The sequence below is a fragment of the Rothia mucilaginosa genome, from assembly GCF_019334805.1.
GTDB classification, from domain to species: Bacteria; Actinomycetota; Actinomycetes; order Actinomycetales; family Micrococcaceae; genus Rothia; species Rothia mucilaginosa_C.
In genome coordinates this window covers 1760204-1783186 of the sequence record NZ_CP079822.1, presented here as the reverse complement: position 1 = coordinate 1783186, position 22983 = coordinate 1760204, and the positions used below count along the sequence as shown (strand labels likewise).

At 58.1% G+C, this 22983-nt stretch carries 23 protein-coding genes and 1 pseudogene; 9 read left to right on the top strand and 15 right to left on the bottom strand.

Features of this window, described 5'->3' with window-relative positions; translation table 11 throughout:
- Window positions 1–207 precede the first annotated feature (207 nt).
- Window positions 208–720 carry an OsmC family protein gene (locus LPB405_RS07170; protein WP_210398960.1) on the bottom strand — a complete coding sequence of 171 codons (513 nt, stop codon included), beginning with the start codon at window positions 718–720 and terminating at the stop codon, window positions 208–210.
- A gap of 225 nt (window positions 721–945) precedes the next feature.
- Here LPB405_RS07170 and LPB405_RS07165 point away from each other — a divergent pair, with 225 nt between their 5' ends.
- The 3 genes from LPB405_RS07165 to LPB405_RS07155 all read left to right on the top strand — a co-directional run bounded on the left by LPB405_RS07165 (window position 946) and on the right by LPB405_RS07155 (window position 3572).
- Entirely contained in the window at window positions 946–1839 is an 894-nt protein-coding gene (locus LPB405_RS07165; protein WP_257604888.1) for an AzlC family ABC transporter permease, read from the top strand.
- Window positions 1840–2312: 473 nt separating this feature from the next.
- Complete coding sequence (locus LPB405_RS07160) at window positions 2313–2648, top strand: branched-chain amino acid transporter permease (protein ID WP_219100924.1); 336 nt, start codon at window positions 2313–2315, stop codon at window positions 2646–2648.
- A gap of 9 nt (window positions 2649–2657) precedes the next feature.
- Window positions 2658–3572 (top strand): AzlC family ABC transporter permease, encoded by a 915-nt coding sequence (locus tag LPB405_RS07155; protein WP_219102062.1) that lies wholly within the window; start codon window positions 2658–2660, stop codon window positions 3570–3572.
- A gap of 194 nt (window positions 3573–3766) precedes the next feature.
- Here LPB405_RS07155 and tpx read toward each other — a convergent pair whose 3' ends face one another.
- Window positions 3767–4267, bottom strand: coding sequence for a thiol peroxidase (tpx, locus tag LPB405_RS07150; protein WP_012903128.1), 501 nt, complete (start codon window positions 4265–4267; stop codon window positions 3767–3769).
- A 275-nt stretch (window positions 4268–4542) separates the two neighbouring features.
- Between tpx and LPB405_RS07145 the strand changes: the two genes are divergently transcribed.
- The 3 genes from LPB405_RS07145 (at window position 4543) to LPB405_RS07135 (ending at window position 6619) form a co-directional block, all read left to right on the top strand.
- Window positions 4543–5319, top strand: a complete 777-nt coding sequence (locus LPB405_RS07145) for an LppP/LprE family lipoprotein (protein ID WP_219100921.1) — start codon at window positions 4543–4545, stop codon at window positions 5317–5319.
- A gap of 483 nt (window positions 5320–5802) precedes the next feature.
- Complete coding sequence (locus tag LPB405_RS07140) at window positions 5803–6195, top strand: DoxX family protein (protein ID WP_005505158.1); 393 nt, start codon at window positions 5803–5805, stop codon at window positions 6193–6195.
- A gap of 166 nt (window positions 6196–6361) precedes the next feature.
- On the top strand, window positions 6362–6619 hold the full coding sequence (locus LPB405_RS07135) for a GlsB/YeaQ/YmgE family stress response membrane protein (RefSeq protein ID WP_070675807.1): 258 nt from the start codon (window positions 6362–6364) through the stop codon (window positions 6617–6619).
- A 155-nt stretch (window positions 6620–6774) separates the two neighbouring features.
- Here LPB405_RS07135 and LPB405_RS07130 read toward each other — a convergent pair whose 3' ends face one another.
- Window positions 6775–7143, bottom strand: coding sequence for a zinc ribbon domain-containing protein YjdM (locus LPB405_RS07130; RefSeq protein WP_219100919.1), 369 nt, complete (start codon window positions 7141–7143; stop codon window positions 6775–6777).
- Between the two features lie 369 nt (window positions 7144–7512).
- On the opposite strand from LPB405_RS07130, the gene LPB405_RS07125 reads away from it, so the two are divergent.
- Entirely contained in the window at window positions 7513–7725 is a 213-nt protein-coding gene (locus LPB405_RS07125) for a TOBE domain-containing protein (RefSeq protein ID WP_005505155.1), read from the top strand.
- Window positions 7726–7869: 144 nt separating this feature from the next.
- Here LPB405_RS07125 and LPB405_RS07120 read toward each other — a convergent pair whose 3' ends face one another.
- The 11 genes and pseudogenes from LPB405_RS07120 to LPB405_RS07070 all read right to left on the bottom strand — a co-directional run bounded on the left by LPB405_RS07120 (window position 7870) and on the right by LPB405_RS07070 (window position 19828).
- The gene (locus LPB405_RS07120; RefSeq protein WP_049341835.1) at window positions 7870–9048 is read right to left on the bottom strand and encodes a hypothetical protein; all 1179 of its coding nucleotides are present in this window, start codon (window positions 9046–9048) and stop codon (window positions 7870–7872) included.
- Window positions 9049–9317: 269 nt separating this feature from the next.
- Window positions 9318–9521 (bottom strand): annotated as a pseudogene (locus LPB405_RS07115) (DUF933 domain-containing protein); the annotation flags it as partial.
- 85 nt (window positions 9522–9606) lie between these two features.
- A complete protein-coding gene (locus LPB405_RS07110) occupies window positions 9607–10482 on the bottom strand; it encodes a hypothetical protein (RefSeq protein ID WP_219100917.1) in 876 nt (291 codons plus the stop codon).
- A gap of 1 nt (window position 10483) precedes the next feature.
- Window positions 10484–11524, bottom strand: coding sequence for a hypothetical protein (locus LPB405_RS07105; protein ID WP_219100916.1), 1041 nt, complete (start codon window positions 11522–11524; stop codon window positions 10484–10486).
- A 299-nt stretch (window positions 11525–11823) separates the two neighbouring features.
- A complete protein-coding gene (gene ychF, locus LPB405_RS07100; protein ID WP_049338127.1) occupies window positions 11824–12909 on the bottom strand; it encodes a redox-regulated ATPase YchF in 1086 nt (361 codons plus the stop codon).
- 216 nt (window positions 12910–13125) lie between these two features.
- Window positions 13126–13758 carry a response regulator transcription factor gene (locus LPB405_RS07095; RefSeq protein ID WP_219100914.1) on the bottom strand — a complete coding sequence of 211 codons (633 nt, stop codon included), beginning with the start codon at window positions 13756–13758 and terminating at the stop codon, window positions 13126–13128.
- Window positions 13759–13884: 126 nt separating this feature from the next.
- Window positions 13885–15147 (bottom strand): sensor histidine kinase, encoded by a 1263-nt coding sequence (locus LPB405_RS07090; RefSeq protein WP_219100911.1) that lies wholly within the window; start codon window positions 15145–15147, stop codon window positions 13885–13887.
- Between the two features lie 164 nt (window positions 15148–15311).
- A complete protein-coding gene (locus tag LPB405_RS07085; RefSeq protein ID WP_219100908.1) occupies window positions 15312–16073 on the bottom strand; it encodes an ABC transporter permease in 762 nt (253 codons plus the stop codon).
- Between the two features lie 69 nt (window positions 16074–16142).
- Entirely contained in the window at window positions 16143–17096 is a 954-nt protein-coding gene (locus tag LPB405_RS07080) for an ABC transporter ATP-binding protein (protein WP_219100906.1), read from the bottom strand.
- 395 nt (window positions 17097–17491) lie between these two features.
- Complete coding sequence (locus tag LPB405_RS07075; protein ID WP_219100904.1) at window positions 17492–18577, bottom strand: 4-hydroxy-3-methylbut-2-enyl diphosphate reductase; 1086 nt, start codon at window positions 18575–18577, stop codon at window positions 17492–17494.
- Between the two features lie 27 nt (window positions 18578–18604).
- The gene (locus LPB405_RS07070; protein ID WP_219100902.1) at window positions 18605–19828 is read right to left on the bottom strand and encodes a dehydrogenase; all 1224 of its coding nucleotides are present in this window, start codon (window positions 19826–19828) and stop codon (window positions 18605–18607) included.
- Between the two features lie 156 nt (window positions 19829–19984).
- On the opposite strand from LPB405_RS07070, the gene xseA reads away from it, so the two are divergent.
- On the top strand, window positions 19985–21286 hold the full coding sequence (gene xseA, locus LPB405_RS07065; RefSeq protein ID WP_219100900.1) for an exodeoxyribonuclease VII large subunit: 1302 nt from the start codon (window positions 19985–19987) through the stop codon (window positions 21284–21286).
- 53 nt (window positions 21287–21339) lie between these two features.
- Window positions 21340–21609, top strand: coding sequence for an exodeoxyribonuclease VII small subunit (locus LPB405_RS07060; RefSeq protein WP_219100898.1), 270 nt, complete (start codon window positions 21340–21342; stop codon window positions 21607–21609).
- 147 nt (window positions 21610–21756) lie between these two features.
- Here LPB405_RS07060 and LPB405_RS07055 read toward each other — a convergent pair whose 3' ends face one another.
- Window positions 21757–22980 carry a pyridoxal phosphate-dependent aminotransferase gene (locus LPB405_RS07055; protein WP_005505099.1) on the bottom strand — a complete coding sequence of 408 codons (1224 nt, stop codon included), beginning with the start codon at window positions 22978–22980 and terminating at the stop codon, window positions 21757–21759.
- Window positions 22981–22983: the final 3 nt, after the last annotated feature.

The window sequence follows — 22983 nt, the reverse complement described above, 5'->3', positions numbered from 1 at the left end:
CTGCGGTCAAGAAATTCTTCAATCATAAGGATTTCTTACGTACCGTAAGTTTTTCTAATCTGAGGGTCAATCCTACTCGCTTTTCAGGCTCTTTTCCACCCAAAACCACAAAAACACAGAAAAACCCTCCCGTACCGCCTCATCACAAGCGGTACGGGAGGGCCCCATATCAGGCGAGTTCGCCCAGTTTATTTAGCTCACCCGGCTTTAGTCAGCCAGGTTGTGGAACGAAACGTTCGTGGGGTGCTCCACAGTACGGGAAACGGTGCAGTCCTTCTGCTCGCTGAGCTGAATCAGACGGTCCACCATCTTCTGAGCCTTGGCGCCCTGCTCGTCCTCGGGGAATCGCACATCAAAGTCCACCTCAACGTCGTCGAGGCGCACCGCGCCGTCTTCGGTCTGCTTCAGCGCCGAGGCGAGAACCTCGAACACCTCCGGGGTGGAGCGGCGGGAGGTACCCGCGTCCACATCCACGGAGGAGCAACCGGCAATAGCGGCGAGTAGCAGCTCGACGGGGGTCAGCAGGCCCTCACCCACACCGAAGTCGAGGGTTGCGCCGTTGGCACCGTAGGCACGGTAGCGCAGGCGGTCGATGCGCTCGATTTTGGTCTGACGGTAGTTTTCGAGTTCGCGGCGTTCCTGCTGGCGCGAGTACACCTTCTTCTGCTCTTCTGCGGTCTGCACGGTGTTGTTCTGCTCAGCGTTGTTCTGTTCAGCCATTGAGGTTCCTTTCGGGTTGTCTGCGCGGTCGCTAGGTTATTCAGCGCCGCGTTGTTTAGTGTCATTCACTATAAGCGTGTTTCTCATATTTTATTCCCGGACTCTTTTTCTCCTCGGTCAACCGCTTGCTCCTATACACTGGAAAGCCGCGGCGGGCGTTATCTTGACCCGCGCACAGGCAGACGAGGCATTTCGCAGAACGTAACGCATACGAGGAACCCACTTATGGCACAGACTCCCAAGCGTCAGGGCGCTAAGCGTCAGGGCGAGAGACTTCAGAGCGCCAAGCTTCAGGGCACTCGACTTAAGGGCACCGGCGCGCAGAATGATTTCCGTTTGGCTGTTGCAGATTCTTCCGTGGTGATGCTCGGTATCGCTGTGCTGGGTTTGGGTCTGGGTATTATCCTCAACGCGCACGGCCTGCCGATCTGGACTGCACCGCTGCTATCTGCCCTAGTTTTTGCCGGTTCGGTGGAGTTTTTGATGGTGGGCATGGTCAGCGGTGGCGCGCCTCTAGCGTCGATTGCGTTGACGGTGTTCCTGGTGAATGCGCGCCATCTGGTGTACGGTCTTTCCTACCCGTTGCACAATGTGAAGGGTTTCTGGGCTAAGGCTCTGGCGATTCACACTCTTTGCGATGAGGCGTTTGCTCTCAACTCCGGTCCCGATCGTAATGAGCGTTCGGGGGCGCGCATTCTGTGGGTGAACGTGCTGATTTACGTGTCGTGGGTTCTGAGCGTAGTCCTCGGGTATGTGCTGGGCGCGAGCTTCCTCAGCAGCCTGAAGGGCGTGGACTTCGTGATGGTGGCCATCTTCACGGTTCTTGCGATGGACGGCTACCGCGCTAACCCGGATCGTGTGACGGCGCTCTTTGTCGCGGCTTCGGCTGCGGTTGCGCTGATTTTTGCGCCGTCCTCGTTCCTGGTGGTGGCGTTGGGGTCGTATGTGGTGTTGCTGCTGGCGCGCTTTCCGGTGGCGAAGCGCCGCGGTACTCTGCCGCATCGTGCGGGGCATGAGGTAGCGGCTGAAGCTGAAAGCGCCGCAGAGAGCCCAATCGCCACAGCAGAGAGCCCAGCCACCGCCGCTACCGCTGATGCGCCCGCTTCCACACAGCGGTAAGAACGTTACATACGTGTTCAAAACCGGTTAGGATAGATGAGTGGAGCTTTGCTCTCCCCTCTTTCTATTTCTAGGATTCGCATAATGCCTCCCGCGTGAACCTGCGCGGAGGCTCCCAGAGGTTGAGGTACCCCATGACTCAGATGAAAGACACCGCTAAGGAAACTAGCGACGCAGAACGCTGTGCCGCCCCGGAGTAACACCGCACCGGGAGCGGCATCACCCGAGGTAACACACGAGAACTACTGACGCGCGCAACTACCCGCGCAGAAAACTTGCGTAAAACTCGTGCAGGAGGAACGGCCCTCCGCCTCCACGTTTCGCGGCTTTCATCAACTCACGTACCTACCGCACTACTTAGCACCCTGCCTCTCTTCGGTTGGGCTCTCCCTACCCTTTTTCGCGGATGCTTTTCAGGGCTTGCCCCACACCGCCTCCGGGTTTTTTATGTGGTGCAGAAAGAGAAAATCTTCATGAACAGTGAAGTAACCACCGGATATATTCTTGCTGCGGTGTTCGTTGCTGCGGGCATTACTTTTCTGTTGCGTCTGCTCCCCTTCGGTCTGAAAAAGGCTCTGGCTGGCTCCGAACTATTGGATGCGCTCAGCCACTGGATTCCGCTCGGCGCGGTCGCGCTACTTGCCATCTATGCGGTGGCGAAAATTAATTACTCCTCGTTCGCTACGGCGGCGCCGTACCTGGCGGGCCTGGTGGTGACCGTGGGGGTGCACCTGTGGCGCAAGAATATGGTGCTGAGCATGGTGGCGGGTACCCTCACCTGCGTTGTGCTGGCTAACTGGGTTTTCTAGGGGGTAATGATGAGCATCTCTAAGAATTCTGCTTCTTCTCAGCCCGCGTCTCAGCAGGCAACCCAGCAACAGGTTGAGCAGGTTATTGCCTCCGCTCTTCCGCTGACCGGTATGCTTCCCGTGGTGGAGGCGCCTGCCTCCCCCGATGCACAAGGCTCTCAGCAACCGCGAGAGAGCGGCTTCGCAGAGGCGATGCGCGTCGCCGGTGTGATTATGCTGGGTTTGTTCTTTGTCGGTATTGGTTTGGGTGTGCTTGTCCACAGCTACCATCTGCCGTTCTGGGTGGCTCCCCTGCTGCCGGTACTGGTGTTTGCCGGTTCGGTAGAGTTCGTGCTGATTGACATGATGTCGAATCATGCCTCGCTGTTCTCTATCGCCGTGATGACTCTGCTCATTAATTCCCGCCACCTCATGTACGGTCTGTCGTACCCGATTGAGCGTGTGCGTGGTGGTTTGGCGAAGTTCTACACCGTGTACACCCTCATTGATGAGGCGTACGCGCTGAACACCGGACCGGACCGCCATAAGCTGCGTGGTTCCCGCATCCTGTGGATTCATGCAGGTCTGCACCTGAGCGTCCTAGCGAGCGCTACGCTCGGCTATGTGCTGGGTGCAAGCTTCTTGAGCGAGCTCAAGGGCGTGGATTTTGTGATGACGGCGCTCTTTGCGGTGCTCGCCATCGATGCTTATCAGAGCTCAAAGGACCGTACCACCGCAGCTATTGCAGGTGTATCTGCAGTGGTTGGTTTGGTGTTGGCGCCGCAGTCGATGCTACTGATTTCGATGGTGGTGTATATGCTGCTACTTATCTCGCGTTTTGTGGTTGCAAAGCGCCGCGGTACCCTGCCGGAGCATATGCTGGTCGCCGATGAGGAGCCTGCCAAAGCCGACGCTCCCGGTCATCCCGGCGCCTCCGCACACTAAGTCTGGATATAGTAAAACGCCCCGCCCACCCGAAATACCGGGTGGGCGGGGCGTTATGCTGTCGCCAGCCGCATGTGTGGGTGAACCCATGCGCTGTAGACGTTCAGTATCTGCTGTGCTGCGTACCGCCAGGTAACCCTGACGGAAGTAGCGCGGATGCCGGGATTGTATCCGGCTCCCGTACCAAGCTTAGCTTACTTGATAGCTGCCAGGGCTGCTTCGTAGTTGGGCTCGTTGGTGGTTTCGGGGACCAGCTCGGTGTAGACAACCTCACCGGCGGGGTTCACGACGACCACAGAGCGTGCCAGCAGACCCGCCAGGGGGCCGTCAATCAGCTTCACGCCGAAGTCCTCACCGAAGGAGGAGCGGAAAGCGGAGGAGGTGACGACGTTTTCAATGCCCTCGGCTGCGCAGAAGCGGCCGATTGCGAAGGGCAGGTCGTTGGAGACGCACAGCACGACGGTGTTCTCCAGGCCTGCAGCCTGCTTGTTGAAAGTGCGGACGCTGGTTGCGCAAACACTGGTGTCGACGGAGGGGAAGATGTTCAGCACCAGGTTCTTACCTGCGAAATCTGCGGAGGAAATCTCGGAGAGATCAGCCGCGAGAACCGAGAATTCGGGCAGCTTTGCGCCGACTGCGGGCAGGTCGCCGTTGGTGTGGATTACGAGTTCGTTCTGTAGAGTTACTTCAGCCATGCTTTCATTGTCCCTTGGATGCGGCGGGTGTGCAAGGGGACACAGGCACTAGCGGGCAGAGTTTCCGCATAGCTGATTTTCTGCTATGCCGATTCGCCTCCCCTGGCTCTGCTGTAGCCGCTGTCTAGCGATAATCCCGGCCTGTGACTCTACGGTAACGAACGGCACTGACCGTGCGCACCGCGTGCCCGCCTCTTTTTCCCTATACTGGACGAGTTCACTATTCGCTTCTTGACCAGTACCAATGCGCGCTGCCGCGCATTTCAGGAGTATTCATGTCTTCTACTCGCCGCCGCTTTACCGACCGCATCTCTTTGGCTCTACCCGCATTGGGCGCCGCTCTAGCTCTTGTTGTCACTTCCTGCTCGGCAAGCACTGATTCTGCTGTTTCGGGTACCGTAGTGTCTTCTTCTAGCAGCGCTTCTGCATCCGCGAGCGCGACCTCCACTCAGGCGCTGTTCCCGACCCCGTCGGCGAGCCCGAGTGCATCCGCGAGCGCTTCCCCGAGTGCTTCGTCGCCTGCTCCGGTGCCGTCGGTGGTGACGATTACGGTTCATGCTGAGCCGACGGCATCCGAGTCGAAGTCGGATTCCAAGTCTGAAGCTAAGTCTGAGTCGAAGAAGGACTCCACCTGCGCCTCTGATTCTGCATCGACCGTGGTGTCTAAGGCTCTGCGCGATTTGAAGAATAAGAAAAATTGGGATCAGTGGACGAACGTTTCGGCAAGCTACGAAGGTTACGATCCCTGTGCTGAGCTGTCGTGGATTGACGCGGTTCCAGGTTCTTCCCCGTCTTCGTGCTGCACCGCGGCGATGGTGCACCACATTCTGCTGTTCCACCGCGGCAAGTTCATTGGTACCGCAACCTATGAGCCGTACTCGTTCTCCCCGGTGATCACCCGCACCTCAGACAGCTCGATTCGTGTGACCTACCGTTACATGAAGGAAGATGAGAAGGTGCACAATGCAAGCGGTCGCGCGACCGCTGAGTTCACCTGGAGCTCTTCGCAGAACAAGGTTGTGATGACCGGTGAGGTTCCGCCGAGCTACTAGGCTGAGCTACTAGGCAGCCCGTCTCATAGGCTCGCAACCTGCGAATCTACGTGTTTGAGACCCAAGATGTTGGGCATACGAAAACCCGCCGTCTCGCATATGGTGACATATGTGAGACAGCGGGTTTTTCGTTGCTTAAGGATATGTAGAGTGCCCGAAGGCTAACTGTTTAGGCAACGAACTTCTTGTAACCGAAGTATGCGGCGCCTGCCAGGATAGCGATGCACAGAATCTTCTTCACGGTATAACTCCTTTGATTGTTCCGGTAGGCACCCGGCGTTTTACTCCGTCTGGCGACTCACCTAAAGGTGAGGGCAGGCGGGGCGTCATCCGCACGTGGTGCCGTTGTTCCCTATCTTACCTGCTTTTGAACAACGTATTTCCGTTTGGCGTGCTGAGTCCGCATTCTAGACAGTCAAACACGCGACGGTTAGCGCACCATTGAGCCGAGGAATACGCCTCTGACGGGCGCATAATGGGAGCATGAGTATTTTTAAGAAGAAAGAGTACAGCGCTGAGCGCTCGGCTACTCGCATGGCCCGCGCCCTCGCAGTGATGGGTGCGCTGCACTTCATCATCCCGGACCCCTTCGACTCGATTGTGCCGAAGTACCTGCCGGGTCCTGCCCACGCGTACACTCACGGTTCGGGTGTAGCTGAGCTGGGCACCGCTGCCCTGCTGGCTAATGATAAGACCCGCCGCGCCGGTGGCCTGCTTGCTGCTCTGCTGTTTGTTGCGGTGTTCCCCGCGAACATTCAGATGGCTCTGGATGCGCGTAACCAGTCCACTCAGCGTAAGGCTATTGCGTACGGTCGCCTGCCCCTGCAGCTGCCGATGATTTGTAGCGCTCTGAAGATTTGGCGTAAGTCGAAGTAGTCGCTTCGTTCATTAGGAACGGCACCTCAGTGTTTTACACGTAAAACATTGAGGTGCCGTTTACCTTAACATACCCGTTATTAAGCTTTCCGTAACCAGCATTGCCTACACTGGAAATAACACGCCACCTGTCACAGCGGCAGGTGTACAACCTTTGGAGAGAACAATGGGCACTCTTATTGGCACCATTATCACCGGCGCAATTATTGGCGCGATTGCACGTTTCTTCATGCGAGGCCGCCAGAACATTTCGCTTCTTTGGACCATTGTCTGCGGCGCTATCGGTGCGGCTATCGGCAACTGGGCGGCCGCTCAGCTGGGCGTTGCCGTAACCGACGGTATCGACTGGATGCGTGGGATTCTTTCGGTCTTCGCGGCGATGCTGACCATCTCCCTGTACCTGGGCATGACCGGCAGGAAGTAACAATCCGTCCTATTGAGGGCGCGCTGAGCTTTTCTCAGATGAGCCCCTCATACACAAAGGCGGCACCTCCCCTAGCGTGAGCTAGTGCGGGAGATGCCGCCTTTTCTGCGCCTCACAGGAGGCGTTTTATACTTCTTGGCTTATATCGCCTTGGGTTATGCCTTCTTAACGACGGAGGACTTCAGGTACATCTGGCCTGCGCCGGGGACCTTCGCCTCAATGTCGTGGCCGTTGACGGGGGATTCGAGCAGGCGGATGCCGCGCACCTTGGTGCCTGCCTTGATGTCTGCGCCGCCCTTGACCTTCAGGCCCTTGACGATGGTGACGGAGTCGCCGTCGACGAGCTCGTTACCGACGGAGTCCAGAACCTTGGAGCCTGCTGCTTCTTCGGTTTCGCCTGCTGCGGTACGTTCCCATTCGTAGCCGCACATGGGGCATGCCCAGAGTTCACCCATTTCGTAGGTGTAGTTTTCGTTACATTCGGGGCAGGCGGGTGCTTCGATTTCGTTGAGGTTTTCGCTCATGGTTCCTTCTTCGATCTGTGCGGATGCGCCGCCGCTCCCCTGTTACTGCGGGTGGTACTGCAGTATTAATGCGGTGGTGCTGCGGCGTGTGGGCGCGCGTCAGCCAGGCAAGGGGTGCGACGGTGGAGGGTGCGAGGGTTCTCGCGTTCGTGCTGACTATACCATTTGGCGGGTGTGAACCGCATGTGCGGGGCTGGTTTTTGCCGGTCTTTTGGGGTGGGTGCGGGGCGTGGGTGAAACCGAAAATAAAATTTGCCTGGTTTGTGCGTAATATTTACGAAAATTCGGGTTTTTGCTCATTATGCAGAAGATAAGGCGTGTAAAGTATCTAGAGCATTTGTACGTTTATTGAGTGAAAGGCACGGCTTCATGAAGCTTTCTGCACGTAACCAGTTCGCTGGCAAGGTTGTTGAGATTACTGAGGGTGCAACCAACGGCATCGTTAAGATTGAGATCGCTCCCGAGGTTGTTATCTCTGCGTCCATCACCAACGAGTCCATCAAGGAGCTGGGCCTGAAGGTTGGCGAGACTGCTTACGCAGTCATCAAGGCGTCCAACGTTATGGTTGGTGCTGACCACTAATCCCGGTCGATAAGACTTACACCCGGGCAGCTGTATTATTCGGCGCGCGAGGGTTAATAGGGCGGAGCCCCGCACTGTGTGTACAGTGCGGGGCTCCGCTTTTATGCTTTTATCGCTTAGACATTGAAGCGGAACTCCACCACGTCACGGTGTAACTCGACGTTTCAGGGTGGTAAGCGATAACCTACGAGGAGAGGCCCCATTCCAGGGTCCAATTTCCGTGGCTGCCTTTTCCAGCCCTTCCCCATAGGTTTCCCACAATTTGGGGCACTTTTCACTGATCCACTCGAATCCCTGGCGGACATCGGCGTCATCAATTCCCCAGTCCCTTATGCAATCCGATTCAATTGCGGAAGCTAGATTCTCAATCATCCACTTCGATTGAAGGTCATCGACATCGGCAACCCATCCAACCGCTCTGATGAGCCAGGCGGCTGTAGCAGTCACGCGCTCAGTCGCTCCTTCAAGTTCCCACTCATCAAACGAGCATAGGGCACCTTGACGTAGCAGAGAAGCAAGAGCTGTAGCAATTCCATATTTCAGCGCCCTTACCTCTTCCTCAAATAACCTCCCGTCTTGGCACCGCGGTTCCAAATCTCTGACTGCCAGGAGGGTACCTGTCAGAACATTCAGTTTAAGACCTCCAGGAGCCTGGGAATCAATCCTCTCAACCGCTTCAAGAAGACCGCTTGCTACAGGGGGATGGAGATTAACCAGATCCCGGTAGAAGGAGTGACCTGGACGTTGCTTTTCTGCCGTCGGTCCCGTAACAAGCGCGACGATACGCGAGTCCTCAATCGTTGCTCCCTGTCTTATTGCTTCCTTAATAAATTCGAGCAATCCGGGATAGGGTTGGTGTCCGTCACTTTCTGCATAACGGCGCTCGAACCCGTCAACATAATGGCTCACAACAGCATCAGTTAGGTTATCTTGCACCTTCACGCCGTCGGACGATCCAGGAAGCGGAAGAGCAGGATTGTCGCGAAGAAGAGTGAGAAGGAATTCCCGGTCCTCTTTCTTATACCCACTAACTTCCTCCCATAACGTCACCAGATGCGGGGGTTCTGTGGCTCGATTAATAATCCCCGGTAGCTCATCGCGTCGCTGGCGTTGAGAAACTAACGTTTGACTCTCGAGGAATTTGGCTTGCAACTCACTGTCACGTCTTGCTTGTTTGGCTTGCGACTTGCTGTCACGTTTTGATTGCCGTAATCCTAGCGCCCATAACACAACAGGGATTATGAGGGCCGCTAAGCCCACGAGAAACATCGGGTCGTCCCACGCCAATTTAGCTGAAAGAGAATTCCACCAGTCGATTATCATTTCTTGCCTCCTAAACACTGAAGCCGAGCTCAACCAAGTCATCATGCATCAGCAATATTCTGCGTTTCCTCAGTTACTTCTGCCGGCGGAGGTGTGAGATATTCCCCCGCACGACGAGTTGTAGTAATGTATTGACGATAATTTTTACAATCTCTTTTTGATATAGCGGCTTACATTACGCATTAAGGGTACAAAAAATCCGGTGACAGTGAGATGAATTTCGTCATCCCTCCGTCACCGGATTCTCAAAGTCCTATCGACCCGTCAGATTAGACGTTGAAGCGGAACTCCACCACGTCGCCGTCCTGCATAATGTAGTCCTTGCCCTCCATACGGACCTTACCGCGAGCCTTCGCCTCCGCCATGGAGCCAGCCTCATCCAGATCCTTGAAAGACACAACCTCAGCCTTAATGAAGCCACGCTCAAAATCAGAGTGAATCACGCCGGCAGCCTGCGGCGCAGTATCACCCTGGATTTTTCCTTCGCTTCATATCAACTACAGTAAAGGTATTTTTTTACAAGACTAACGCCAGAAACTATCTAAACCACATTTACTATTACATATAATTTTGTCGCAACCAGGCAATCGCCTCCATGTACGAAGTGAATGATGCATTTATGTTAGTTGAGTTAGAATATCTAATCTGAATCTCGACCCGCGTAAATTTAAGATCATCAGACATCCCTTTAGAGTTTTTCATTCTTGCGAGAAATCCAAGAGCTTCATCAAGATTCTGAGCAACATAATTTACGCCATACAGGGGAAGAATAAATATGCTGTCAATTTTACGGGATAGATGCTCTCGCAATCGTCCAGCAAAATTACTAAATTGATTTTCAGCATTCTCACGAAGGGACAAAATAACATTTTGTTGCCCCGCATCCCCAATCGACGCCCAACGCTTAACTTGAGCCGCCATATGGTCCGCAGATGTCTTCTCATCAAACCAAAAGTCTATATTTTCGACCCGAAATGAGTCGACTAACAGTTCCATTGGAAAGTGCAAAACATCAATTCCCTGAGACTCCATCTGGCTAATACCACCTTGAGTCCATTCACCTGCCACTAAAGCACCAAGAAAAGGATTAGCAAAATGATAAGTTCTCCTCAGCGGGATAAGCGCATTAGCAATTTCACCAGCCTTATTAACTGAATGCTTTGTGTAGCGCCTCCAAGCACTTTCGATAAAGGCAACAGGAGTGCCAATAATCTCCTGTGTACCTCCACGTTCCAAAACGAAGTCTAGGTCATGTTTATTTTGGTGCACATCGACCCATGTAACTTTCTTCTTTTGTCCTCGCGCAGGTCTAGGACCTTGGCGGTCAACATATAGGTCAAATTCATAAGCAATAGGAAGAAGCATATCGTAAAAAGCTTGTTCCATCATATAGCCAGCAATTTGCCCCAACGCATGTGAAGGTGATGTAGCCATATTATCCCTCAATCCATAGATATCCCTCATGCAGAGGATGATTATGCTTACGGTTTTTCCATTTAGTGTTACGATCTCGAACTTTAGTAAATGACCAGGAGTTAAACCCTGCTGCCACAGCAAGCTCACCAAGCCACTTTTCTACTGGAGCATGAACACCATATGGAGCTGAATCTCCCACTACGTAGCACACTTTTGCTCCTGTCTTAGTCGCACGACGCAACGAGTGAAATACCTTTGCATTATCATAAAAATAGCCAGCCAGCATTGTGTTATATGCTTTATGACCTGCACGTTCTTTACGAGCTTGTGTAAGATCATCATACACAGGCATAAATTCATTCATGATAGGACTCATCAGAGGAGATTCAAGGGCCTCGTCCGCGTTCCAGCGCCCCATATTTTGTGTAGCGGATCGCAACAAAACAGTTCGTAGTTCTCGTAAGTCTTTCCACCCTTCAATTTCTCCAAGCAAAATCTGCTCCAGGCGAAGAGTGTCAGCATAATCATAATTATTGGCGTAAGGGGGTGACGTAATTACCGCTTCCGCCCAATTATCCTCAACGCCTGCCAGACTCCTTGCGTCAGAATGAAGTATGGTAGCCGTTGCAGGGTTATCCCCAAGCAAAAATTGTCGTTTTTCCATATCTGATGCGAAAAGATCACCAGCAGACGCGAAAGCACTTAGCGGTTCAGCTACGCGACTTTTGGTTTTATTCGGCAATACATACTGCCATTGAGCAGTACCTGCCGGGGAGCATGCACGAATAATCGAGACGAACGCAAGCCACAATAGCTCAGCGATTCCATCTGTATTCTGTTGTTTCAATACCTCATCGCGAATCCTCAAAAGCGTATGCAATGACTCTGAGTCAGGGAAACACTTAGCAATAAGAGGTGCTGTAGGTACCTGAACTGGACGATCTATTTTAGCTGCCGCCAATACCTCATCTACACGTTCGCGTAGCTCATCTGGGTTTTCGGTCCATAAAAGCTTGGCACTTGCGATACGCGCGACCATTGGATGAGCTTCTGTAGCCACAGATTCTATTTTCTGTTCTTGCGCAGCGAGCAAAGTCGTTCCAGAGCCGCCAAAAGGATCAAGTACCGTTTGCACGCCCCAATGCCGCATCAAGCTACCGGCCCAATCTGCTGAGTAACCAGCGCTATATCGGAACCACCTATGAACCGGGCGCTTCATGTTATCTGCGAAAGTTGTTGTGTTCCGGAGGTATCCAGACCCAGTCATAAGGAATTTCTCAGTATCTTCTGCAAATGAAGGTACGAGTGATGTTGTATCCATTCTTCTTCTACCCCTATGGTATTTGGAACCGACGTAGCTTAGACGTTGAAGCGGAACTCCACCACGTCGCCGTCCTGCATAATGTAGTCCTTGCCCTCCATACGGACCTTACCGCGAGCCTTCGCCTCCGCCATGGAGCCAGCCTCATCCAGGTCCTTGAACGACACAACCTCAGCCTTAATGAAGCCACGCTCAAAATCAGAGTGAATCACACCAGCAGCCTGCGGCGCAGTATCACCCTTGTAAATAGTCCACGCGCGAGCCTCCTTCGGGCCAGCAGTCAGGTAAGTCTGCAAACCCAGAGTCGAGAAGCCCACACGAGCCAGCTGGTCCAGGCCGGACTCATCCTGACCGTTCATCTCCAGCATCTCGCGAGCCTCCTCCTCAGACAGCTCCACCAGATCAGCCTCCAGCTTCGCATCCAAGAACACAGCCTCAGCCGGCGCCACCATGTCACGCAGCTCCTGCTGCTTCTCCTCAGACGCCAGAATGCCCTCATCCGCGTTGAACACGTAAATGAACGGCTTAGCAGTCAGCAGGTTCAGCTCCTTCAGGTGGGCCAGCTCCAGCTTCGCGTCCTTCGCACGCGAAATGATGGTGTCACCATCCTCCAGGATCTTCTGCGCAGCCTTGTAGGTCTCCAGCTGAGCGGCGTCACCCTTCTTAATCTTCACAGCCTTCTCCAGACGCGGAATAGCGTTCTCCAGAGTCTGCAGGTCAGCCAGAATCAGCTCAGTGTTGATGGTCTCCATATCGGACGCGGGGTCGACCTTGCCGTCCACGTGAATGACGTCCGGGTCATCAAACGCACGCACCACCTGGGCGATAGCGTGCGCCTCACGAATGTTCGCGAGGAACTTGTTACCCAGGCCCTCACCCTCAGAAGCGCCCTTCACAATACCCGCAATATCAACGAACGAAACAGTCGCAGGCAGAATACGCTCCGAACCAAAAATCTCAGCCAGACGGTTCAGACGCGCATCCGGCAGGCTCACCACGCCCACGTTCGGGTCAATGGTCGCGAACGGGTAGTTAGCCGCCAGCACAGTGTTGCCGGTCAGAGCGTTGAACAGGGTGGACTTGCCCACGTTAGGCAGGCCAACAATGCCGATAGTTAGAGCCACAAGTTTTCCTTCGAATCATGTACCCCACCAAACGCTCAGGATGCGCCGCGTACGTGATGCGGCGGGTGCGGGCGGGCACAGGGCGAAAATGGTGCCCGCTTCCAAGCGCGGCACCGGCGGTCTCAGGAAGAAACGGGTGCGGGGCGCCTGCGGGCATAGACACTACCATTCTACCGTGTTCGGGCAGGAGCCGCCCGTGTTGATGAGAGCAGGGGGCTAGAGCCAGCCGTTCTCCGTGGCAATACGCACCGCATCCTGACGAGTCGACGCACCCGTCTTCGCCATCGCCGCCGACAAATAATTACGCACCGTACCCGCCGACAAAAACAACGCCGCCGCAATCTGCTGAGCCGTACCACCCGACGCCGCCTCACGCAGCACCTGCGCCTCACGCTCCGTCAACGGAGAAGCACCCGTCACCAAAGAATCCGCCGCCAACGACGGATCCACCACACGCAACCCCGCATGCACACGACGAATCGCCTCCGCCAACTGGCGAGCACCCGTATCCTTCACCACAAAACCACTCGCACCAGCCTCCAGGGCGCGGCGCACATAGCCCGGGCGGCCAAAAGTCGTCACAATCAGCGTACGCACCGGCTTACCCGACTCACTCAAAGCACCCGCATCACGCAGCGCCGCAGCCGCCTCAATACCATCAGACAGCAAAGCACCGGGCATCTGCACGTCCAACAGCACCACGTCCGGCTTCAACAGGGCGACAGCGCCCAATACCTCATCACCGCTACCGACCTGACCCACAATCTCCAGGTCAACCTCCAGGCCGAGCAGGGCGGCAAGAGCCTCACGGATGAGCTGCTGATCGTCAGCGAGCAGAACACGAATCATGGGAGCCTCCCTGGGGTGAATACGGGACAGAAAATACCGGGCGGAACAACCGTGAGCGGTTGCCTACCACCACCATACAGGGGCGGATAGCTTCCCCGTCCAGGGCGCGGCGCCATGTTCCACAATCTACAGCAGCGAGGTGTCGCCGTCCATGCTCACACGGATGCGCGTGCCCACCCCACCGGCAGGGTTCTCCACCAGCCACTGCTCGGGCGCCGCCTCAATCACCACGCTACCGCCGGACGCCGCCACACGCTGAGCCATACCCGTCAGACCGTTACCGCGTGCATCACCCACGCCCACGCCGTTATCGAGGATGTCCAGACCGGTTGCGCTCAGACGCACCCGCGCGGCGTTCGCGCCCGAGTGGCGCACCATGTTCGTGACTGCCTCACGCAGAACCCAGGAGAACAGCTTCGCGTTCACGCCAGCCACCGCGAGCGCACTCTGAGCCTCCGGCAGTTCGGCGCGAATACCGGCGGTCTGCAGGGCACGGCCCGCACCCTCAATCTCACCCGAGAAGTCGGGCACACGCAGGCGCGTCACGGTTGAGCGAACCTCCGCCAGGGATGCGCGGGACAGCTGCGCGATCGCCTCCATCTCCGCACCGGCGCGGGCGGGGTCAATCTCCAGCAGGCGCTGCGCCAGCTCCGCTTTGAGGGTGATGACGGTCAGGGAGTGGCCCAGCACGTCGTGCACATCGCGGGCAATCTCCTCGCGCTCCTCAGAGAGCGCCAGGGAGGCACGCGCTACGTCCGCACGTTCGCCGAGCTCAATCAGGTAGGAGAAACCCAGCATGCCCACCATCGGCGCACCGATAAAGAGGGCAATTCCGCCGTGCGCGGTGACGTCAAAACCGATGCCCGCCATAAAGATTAGCCAGCAGGCCAGGGCAATCGTCGCCGCTACACCAAACCGCAGGCGGTACGGGGCGATTGTGCCAAAAATCCAGAACGCCACAAAGTACATGCTGAACGACAAGAACACCACATACGCAGATTCCAGCCGCAGCGCCGTCAGGCCAGCCACCGGCAGTGCCATCAGCGCCGTCCAGATGACGCTTCGACGCACCGTGGAGGTGACCGGCACCAGCCACGGCACCGCGTACGCTGAGCAGTTCACCACCGCAAACAGCACCACCAGTGCCACACCGGTCCAGCGCACCGGCGCCAGCTCCGGGGTGGTGAGGAAGCTGTCCAGCGGCATGAGCAGAAACACCAGCCACGGGGCGCTGAAGCCCAGTGCCAGCCAGTTCACGTTGCCGCGGCGTTCGCGGTGGAGGAAGCGGAAGCGGTGCTTACCCAGGGTGCGCTTCGCAGCGGAGGGTGCCGCCTCGTTTTCTGCGTTGGCCTGGTCAGCGTTTTGCGGGTGCGTGTGGGTTTCGGTCATGGTTCTAGCCTAACGTGCGGGTGCCGCGGGTGCAGATACCACCGGCGCGGCGGTGTCAGTAGGGGCTGTGTTAGTAGGAACAGTGTGAGTGGATACGGCTTCCGCCGCAGCCTCGGGAGCCCCTGATACTACGGGACCCGTAAGACTGCGGCGGGAAGAAGCGTTTAGCGGCGGGTTGCGCGGCGCATCAGCAGGGCAGAAACACCCAGGAAAATCGCCGCCCACACGACCAGGCTCACCACGGCGTACCAGAGCGGCTCGGTGACGAACCAGTCCTCACCACCACCCAGAATAATGGTCTGACCTGCGGCGAAGGGGTAGCGGGCAATCTCAGCGGCACCGTACAGCGGAGTGAAGCGGGCGTACTTCAGCAGGTCGGTGCTCAGCGGGGAGAACACGGTACCGAAGAAGCTCATAATCACCAGCAGACCGTTCGCAATGGACACGGCGTTCTCGTTACGAATCAGCAGGCCCATCATGATGCCGTAGAAGGCGAACACCAGACCGCACAGCACCGTCAGCGCGCCGGCTGCAAGCTGCTGGTTCACGGGGATTTCAACACCGGTGAACATGCCCACAATGTTCACCGCAATCACCGGCACCGCAGAAATCACCAGGGCGGTCAGCGCCTTCGCGCCCAGGTACTTGCCGGTGGTCAGCGGGGTCAGCGCCAGCTGGCGGTTCCAGCCGCTGGAGAGCTCGGTGACGGTGCTGCCGCTAATCGCCACGGTGTTCTGCACAGCACCGTACAGCGCCATGCCAATCATGACGTAGGCCGCTACGTTGCCGTCGCCCATCTGCTGGGAGGAGTAATCCTGCATCGCGCCAAAGAGCAGGAAGAAGACGATGGGCAGTGCCACGCCGAAGAAGAAACGGTCGGTCGAGAGGATAGAAGCGCGGATGTCGTAGAGTGCGTAGCGGAGCATGTTGTTTTCCTTGAGGTGTGTAGCGGCGGTGTGATGTTGAGGCGGTGCAGTGTTTAGGTGGTGCGGCGTTTAGGCGTCGGATGCCTTGGAGGCGGCGGCCTGCTCGGTCAGCAGGGTGAAGGACTCGTCCAGGGAGGGCTTGGTGACCTCCAGGTCGCTGATGCTGTAGTTGTTCAGCAGAGTGCGCAGTACCTGCTCAATCTCCAGCACGGAGATGCGGTGGCGGTACCCGCCGGACTCTTCGGTGACCTCAACCGGCACGTCCAGGTCGGTGATGGGTGCGGGTGCGAGGAAGGAAAGGTGGCGGTGGCCGGTCAGGGCACGAATCTCGTCGGAGGAGCCGTCAGCGATGATGGAGCCGGATTCCATGAGCACGATGCGCTGGGCGAAGTTCTGTGCTTCTTCCAGGTAGTGCGTCGCAAAAAGAATGGTCGTTCCACGCTCGGCGATGGCTTCCATACGCTCCCAGAAGGTGCGGCGCGCATTCACGTCCATACCGGCGGTCGGCTCGTCCAGGATCAGCAGTTCCGGCGAGTGCATGGTCGCCAGGGCGTAACGCAGACGCTGCTGCTGACCGCCCGAGCACTTGCCAACCTTACGCTTAGCAATCTCGGTCAGGTCGGCGCCGGCGAGTACCTCATCCACGTCAATGGGCTTGGGGTACAGGGCGGCAATCATCTCGACCGTGGCGCGAATCGTCAGGTCCTTGAGCAGGCCACCGGTCTGCTGCACCGCACCGAGTAGACCGGCGCGTGCCGCCTCGGAAGCGTTGCGACCGAAGACGCTCAACTCGCCGCCACTGGGCTGGGTCAGACCAAGAATCATGTCGATGAGGGTGGTCTTGCCTGCACCATTGGGGCCGAGCAGTGCGATAATTTCGCCGCGCTTGACGGTCAGGTCAATCGAGTCGACGGCGACCACGGTGCCTGCCGCGCGGGTGGAGAAAACCTGTCGGAGGGAGCGGGCAGAAATAACGGTTTCTGCGGTGTTTTGCTTGCTGTTCTGAAGTGCTGCGGTGTTCATGTTTCTATTACACCGCCGGTTTTTGCGCCGATGCGGTACAGAGTGTCATGACCTGCCCATGACAAATGTCATGAGTTCGCGGAGGGGCTGGTATGACGCGGTAATTTCCGGGGCAATAGGCCCTGGGCAACGAAGCTGCAGCGGAGGCGATCGCGCGAAGCGGGGGCTCCGTCCTCAAGGCGCCCCAGCGCCGCAGAGGGGGCACTCCCCCGCGTAGCGTGAGCGCAAAGCTGCGCATGCGCCCCTAACCGTGCATCCCTCAAGCCTCCTCCCCCGCGTAGCGTGAAAGCGAAGCTACACAAGCGCACCTACCTACCTGCGCATCCTCAGGCACGAAAAACCCCGTGTCTTCTCCCCAAAGCGGGAAGAGGACACGGGGTCATCAGTATAAGAGTTTAGCGAGTGGGCTTAGCGCCGCGGCCACCGAGCTGGCGGCCCACGTTCTCGTCATTCTTGAGGGCGGAACGCAGTTCCTTCGGCAGGGAGAAGAGAATATCTTCCTTCGCGGTCTCTACCTCTTCGATGGTGCTGTAGCCGTACTCGGCGAGCAGAGCCAGCACCTCCTGAACCAGAACCTCGGGCACGGACGCGCCGGAGGTCAGGCCCACGGTCGCCACGCCCTCGAACCAGGACTCGTCCACCTGGTGTGCGAAGTCTACACGCTCGGCACGCTTAGCACCGTATTCGAGTGCCACTTCCTTCAGACGCACGGAGTTCGAGGAGTTCGCCGAACCAACCACAATGACCAGGTCAGCGCGCGGAGCAATCTCCTTGATGGCGCCCTGGCGGTTGGAAGTTGCGTAGCAGATGTCGTCCGAGGGCGGATCCTGCAGGGAGGGGAAACGCTCACGCAGACGCGCCACGGTTTCCAGGGTTTCGTCCACGGACAGGGTGGTCTGAGAAATCCAGACGACCTTCTCGGGGTTGCGGACGGTCACCTGATCCACCTCGTCGGGCGAGTTCACAATCTGGATGTGCTCGGGCGCCTCACCGGCGGTACCCTCGACCTCTTCGTGGCCGGTGTGGCCAATGAGCAGGATGTCGTAGTCCTGCTTGGCGAAGCGTACAGCCTCGCGGTGTACCTTGTTCACCAGCGGGCAGGTCGCGTCAATGGTATTCAGGGAACGCTCGCCAGCTGCGGAAACCACCGCCGGGGACACGCCGTGCGCCGAGAACACGGTCACGGAACCTTCGGGAACTTCGTCCACTTCATCAACGAAGATAGCGCCCTGCTTTTCCAAGGTCTCCACCACGTGGCGGTTGTGAACAATCTGCTTACGCACGTAGACGGGCGCGCCGTAGTGCTCCAGCGCCTTCTCAACAGCGATCACGGCACGGTCAACGCCTGCGCAGTAACCACGCGGGGTGGCGAGCAGGACTTTCTTCTCACCGTTGACGGGGGCGGCGGCTTCAACCTCGGCGCGGCTGCGGCGCTCGCGGGGTACGGGCGGCAGGCCCAGGGCAATAGTTTCAGTGGACATGGTTACTATCCTACGTTGTTCGGACTTTTAGTGTGTGATGACTGTGGCACCGCTCGCAGGGCTACGGCCCAGGGCGGTGAGGCGAATCAGGATACCGAGCAGCAGGGCGAGGATTGCCAGGACCAGCCCGTAGCTTGCCGCCGCCTCCAGATGCCCGGTCAGTGACGGTGCGAGCTGATTCCATACCCCGGTAATCAGCGCCGTTCCGGCGGTGCTGTGGCTGGTAATTCCTAGGGATTCGGGGCTCTGGCCGCCTAACCAGGCTGCGGCACCCCATCCCAGCAGGGCGTAGAGCAGAGCCGTAACCACCGGAACCAGGATGCGGTGCCTGGGCGCCAGCAACGTAGCCAGCAGTAGGCTCAGCACCGAGATGATAGTCAGCGGCACGGTGGACTTGCCCAGCGCGGCGGCACGGTTAATGCCGGCGTGCAGGTACCACTCTTGCTGGTCCTGCTGGCTGTTGCCGTCCTTCACCCGGTCAATATTGAGGGTTTCAGGGCCGAGCTTCGTCAGGTCCGGGTCGAAGGAGCCGATAGAGCCGATCTTCGCATCCAGCGCACGGTAGAAGGGGGTGAGCACAATGACGGCGGGACCGTCCTGGTGTTCAAGGTTGTAGCGGCGAGTTTCCTCGGCGATTTCCTTCCAGAGGCTTCGATATTCTTCAGTTTTTGACAGCTCAGCCGCGGAACGGTTGAGCAGGGAACGTATGCCGTCTTGTGTCGGCTTTACAAGAATGGAGTATAAGCCGCTTTCTTTGGTGCCGTCGAGGAAGGTTGTCATAGCCTCGGAGTTCATGAGGTCTTCCACCGCGCCGTCCGCAATGCGCGAGGCAAGCTGCGAGTCCTCCGCCAGGTTGGAGGAAATCTGTGAGAAACCGCGCTCTGACATGAGCTTTGAGTTCACCCAGGCACCCGCGGTTGCACCCAGACCGGTCACCAGGGCCAGGGCGCACAGCACAACGGTCAGGAACCTGCGCAAACCTGCCGCGAAGGGAGGCTCCGGGGCAGCCTGCAATTCAGCTTTGGTGGGGGCTGTCCCGTGGCCGAGCGTGCGGGTGGGCTGTAGCAGGGTGGTGTCTTCATCCGCCGTGTAGTGGCCGTCCGTGTAGTAGCCATCCGTGCGGGTGATCCGGGTGCCGACGTCTCGGGTCGCATCCGCCGGGTAGTTTTGCGCGCCCGTACCCGCCGCAGACGAAGCTGCGGCGGTGTTGAGGGCATTGTTCTGGTCTTCTGACTGATCGGGTGAGCGCATGAGCCTAGGGTACCCGCTCACACTGTTCAAAGCCGATTCAGACCCGCCGAATGCGCCAGAAGCTAAGTTCCACCTGCACTGCGTGCAAGATACCCCGATTCGCTCGGCTGACCTGTGGGCAGGCGCATAACCAACCAATCAGGGACAATAGAGGGTATGAACTTCTACAACCCCTCCGCAGCGCAGCCGGCACCCGCACTCGTGGTGCCGCCCGTGCACGAGCGGCAACTTCCCGGGAAGTCTCAGGAAACCACCGCCACCAACCCCTGGCCCCTCGCCCTGCTCGCGCAGAACCTCAAAAACTACGTAGACAAGGTTCCCGAGCTCTGGGTGGAGGCACAGGTCGCCTCCCTCAACGGCCGCGGCGGCAACGTCTTCATGGAGCTCAAAGACCTCAACGAAGACTTCTCCTTCACCCTCGCGCTCTTCGGGCGTGCCGGTAGCGGCCTGGCGGCCGATGTGACCGTAGGCGCTCGCATCGTCACCCGCGCCAAGCCGAGCCTGTGGAAGAACGGCAAGCTCTCCCTCATCGGCAAAGAAGTGTACGCGGTCGGCACCGGCAACCTGCACGAGCAGCTGCAGCGTCTGCGTGAAGCTCTCGCCGCCGAGGGGCTGTTCTCTGACGCCCGGAAGAAGCCGCTGCCCATGCTACCGAACCGTGTGGGTCTGATTACCGGTCGCGATTCTGACGCGGAGAAGGACGTCATCCGCAACGCCTCCCTGCGCTGGCCCGGCGTGGTCTTCGAGGTGCGCAATACCCGCGTGCAGGGTGAGGGCGCGGCGGCTGAGGTCATTGCGGCTCTCGCCGAGCTGGACGCCCACCCGGAGGTGGACGTCATCGTCATCGCCCGAGGCGGCGGCTCCTTCGAAGACCTGCTGCCTTTCTCCGAGGAGACGCTCATCCGCGCCGTCGCGGCAGCCACCACCCCGGTGGTCTCGGCAATCGGTCACGAGGCGGACTCCCCCATCCTCGATGCGGTCGCTGACCTGCGCGCCTCCACCCCCACCGATGCGGGTAAGCGCATCGTGCCCGATATTTCGGAGGAAACCGCCCGCATCACCGAGGCCTGCGCCCGCCTGGACCGTGCGGTGCTCGGCTACGTGGGCATGCAGATGAACTACATTGCGCAGCTGCGTAGCCGCCCGGTGCTCACCCATCCGGAGTCCTCCCTGCTCATGCGTGTGGAGGAGCTGAGCCAGCTACGCGAGCGCGCTCACCGTTCGGTGCAGCACCGTCTGGAGCGTGAGTCGGCGACTCTGTCGCATACGTTGGCACGGGTGCGTTCGCTTTCGCCTGCGCAGACGCTCAACCGCGGCTACTCTATCGTTCAGGATGCCGCGGGCGCTATTGTGCGCGATGCTTCGGCGCTGAGCGAGGGCGAGCAGATTACGGTGCGTGCGGCGACCGGGCAGGCGCAGGCGACCGTGACTTCTACGGATCCCTCAAACATCTCCTAAACCTCGATACCCCTACGTTTTACCCCTAGTTTTTACCTCTGAAAGGTTCCTCAATGAGCGAGAACATCAGCTTCAACAGCGCCGAGTTGGGCGCACCCGTCGAAACCCTCGGCTACGAGCAGGCGCGTGCCGAGCTGGAGCAGGTCGTGCGCCAGCTGGAGTCCGGCGCCAGCGACCTGGAGACCTCCATCGCCCTGTGGGAGCGTGGCGAGGCGCTTGCCGCCCGCTGCGAGGCGTGGCTGCAGGGCGCGCAGGAGCGCCTGAACGCGGCACGCGGCGCACAGGCTGGTGCACAGGCAGGTCAGGAGCCTGCAGCGAACTAGCACGCCTCTCTCTCCTCCTCCCCCCCCCCCGGCGCGTTGCTGCGCCCTCTGGCGCATCCGCAAAGCCTCTAAAAATAGCCTGCCCCGCAGCTCAACAGAACTGCGGGGCAGGCTATTTTCCGTCTATATGCAGCAGAGGCGGCAGGGCTAGTGCTTCTGCTTGTAGTCAGCCATGAAGTTACCCAGGCGCTCCAGGGCGCTGGTGAGGGTCTGCGTATCGGGCAGGAACACCAGGCGGAAGTGGTCCGGGTCCTTCCAGTTGAACGCGCGGCCGTGGCTGAAGAGAATCTTCTGGCTCTTGAGCAGGTCCAGGGCGAACTGCTCGTCGTCGGTAATGTCGAAGCGCTCAACATCAATCTTCGGGAACAGGTACAGTGCGCCGTCCGCACTGGTGCAGCTGATGCCGTCAATCTCGTTGAGCATCTTGTGCGCCAGGGTGCGCTGCTCGTAGAGGCGGCCGCCGGGGACAATCAGCTCGTTAATGGACTGGTAGCCGCCCAGTGCAGTCTGGATTGCGTGCTGTGCCGGAACGTTGGAGCACAGGCGCATGGATGCAAGCAGGTGAATGCCCTCAAGGTAGCTTGCGGCGTCCTTCTTCGGGCCGGTGATTGCGACCCAGCCTGCACGGTAACCACAGACGCGGTACGCCTTGGACAGGCCGGAGAAGGTCAGGCAGAGCACGTCGTCGCCGGTGAGGGTTGCCATGTTGATGGCCTCTGCACCATCGTAGGTAATCTTTTCGTAAATCTCATCAGAGAACACGACCAGACCGTGTTCGCGTGCCACATCCACAATCTGCTTAAGCACGGAACGCGGGTAGACGGAACCGGTGGGGTTGTTCGGGTTAATAACCACGATGCCCTTGGTGCGCTCGGTAATCTTCGACTTAATGTCTTCGATGTCCGGGTACCAGTTGTTTTCCTCATCGCAGAGGTAGTGCACGGGCTTGCCGCCTACCAGCGCGGTGGCTGCGGTCCACAGCGGGTAGTCGGGCATGGGGACGAGGATTTCGTCGCCGGTCTCGCACAGTGCCTGCAAGGTCATCGGGATCAGCTCAGACACACCGTTACCCAAGTAGATAGACTCGGTGTCGAGGTTCATGATGCCGCGGTTCTGGTAGTGGTGCACAATGGCGGTACGTGCCGAGTAGAGACCGCGGGAGTCAGAGTAGCCCTGAGTTTCGGGCAGGTGACGAATGATATCCATCATGATGGCATCCGGCGCCTCAAAGCCGAAGGGCGCGGGGTTACCAATGTTCAGCTTCAGGATGCGGTGGCCCATCGCTTCCATGCGATTGGCCTCGTCCAGAATGGGGCCGCGGATGTCGTACAGGACGTTGCTCAACTTTGAGGACTGACGGTACTTCGTCATGAT

What these genes read in the sequence shown, in the direction of transcription:
- LPB405_RS07075 (WP_219100904.1), bottom strand. Translation starts at nt 18,577, where the DNA reads ATGTCCACTGAAACTATTGCCCTGGGCCTGCCGCCCGTACCCCGCGAG.
- LPB405_RS07095 (WP_219100914.1), bottom strand. Translation starts at nt 13,758, where the DNA reads ATGATTCGTGTTCTGCTCGCTGACGATCAGCAGCTCATCCGTGAGGCT.
- LPB405_RS07155 (WP_219102062.1), top strand. Translation starts at nt 2,658, where the DNA reads ATGAGCATCTCTAAGAATTCTGCTTCTTCTCAGCCCGCGTCTCAGCAG.
- LPB405_RS07170 (WP_210398960.1), bottom strand. Translation starts at nt 720, where the DNA reads ATGGCTGAACAGAACAACGCTGAGCAGAACAACACCGTGCAGACCGCA.
- LPB405_RS07130 (WP_219100919.1), bottom strand. Translation starts at nt 7,143, where the DNA reads ATGAGCGAAAACCTCAACGAAATCGAAGCACCCGCCTGCCCCGAATGT.
- LPB405_RS07085 (WP_219100908.1), bottom strand. Translation starts at nt 16,073, where the DNA reads ATGCTCCGCTACGCACTCTACGACATCCGCGCTTCTATCCTCTCGACC.
- LPB405_RS07120 (WP_049341835.1), bottom strand. Translation starts at nt 9,048, where the DNA reads ATGATAATCGACTGGTGGAATTCTCTTTCAGCTAAATTGGCGTGGGAC.
- tpx (WP_012903128.1), bottom strand. Translation starts at nt 4,267, where the DNA reads ATGGCTGAAGTAACTCTACAGAACGAACTCGTAATCCACACCAACGGC.
- LPB405_RS07070 (WP_219100902.1), bottom strand. Translation starts at nt 19,828, where the DNA reads ATGCGCTCACCCGATCAGTCAGAAGACCAGAACAATGCCCTCAACACC.
- LPB405_RS07110 (WP_219100917.1), bottom strand. Translation starts at nt 10,482, where the DNA reads ATGGCTACATCACCTTCACATGCGTTGGGGCAAATTGCTGGCTATATG.
- LPB405_RS07125 (WP_005505155.1), top strand. Translation starts at nt 7,513, where the DNA reads ATGAAGCTTTCTGCACGTAACCAGTTCGCTGGCAAGGTTGTTGAGATT.
- LPB405_RS07160 (WP_219100924.1), top strand. Translation starts at nt 2,313, where the DNA reads ATGAACAGTGAAGTAACCACCGGATATATTCTTGCTGCGGTGTTCGTT.
- LPB405_RS07060 (WP_219100898.1), top strand. Translation starts at nt 21,340, where the DNA reads ATGAGCGAGAACATCAGCTTCAACAGCGCCGAGTTGGGCGCACCCGTC.
- LPB405_RS07165 (WP_257604888.1), top strand. Translation starts at nt 946, where the DNA reads ATGGCACAGACTCCCAAGCGTCAGGGCGCTAAGCGTCAGGGCGAGAGA.
- LPB405_RS07145 (WP_219100921.1), top strand. Translation starts at nt 4,543, where the DNA reads ATGTCTTCTACTCGCCGCCGCTTTACCGACCGCATCTCTTTGGCTCTA.
- LPB405_RS07090 (WP_219100911.1), bottom strand. Translation starts at nt 15,147, where the DNA reads ATGACCGAAACCCACACGCACCCGCAAAACGCTGACCAGGCCAACGCA.
- LPB405_RS07080 (WP_219100906.1), bottom strand. Translation starts at nt 17,096, where the DNA reads ATGAACACCGCAGCACTTCAGAACAGCAAGCAAAACACCGCAGAAACC.
- LPB405_RS07135 (WP_070675807.1), top strand. Translation starts at nt 6,362, where the DNA reads ATGGGCACTCTTATTGGCACCATTATCACCGGCGCAATTATTGGCGCG.
- xseA (WP_219100900.1), top strand. Translation starts at nt 19,985, where the DNA reads ATGAACTTCTACAACCCCTCCGCAGCGCAGCCGGCACCCGCACTCGTG.
- LPB405_RS07055 (WP_005505099.1), bottom strand. Translation starts at nt 22,980, where the DNA reads ATGACGAAGTACCGTCAGTCCTCAAAGTTGAGCAACGTCCTGTACGAC.
- LPB405_RS07140 (WP_005505158.1), top strand. Translation starts at nt 5,803, where the DNA reads ATGAGTATTTTTAAGAAGAAAGAGTACAGCGCTGAGCGCTCGGCTACT.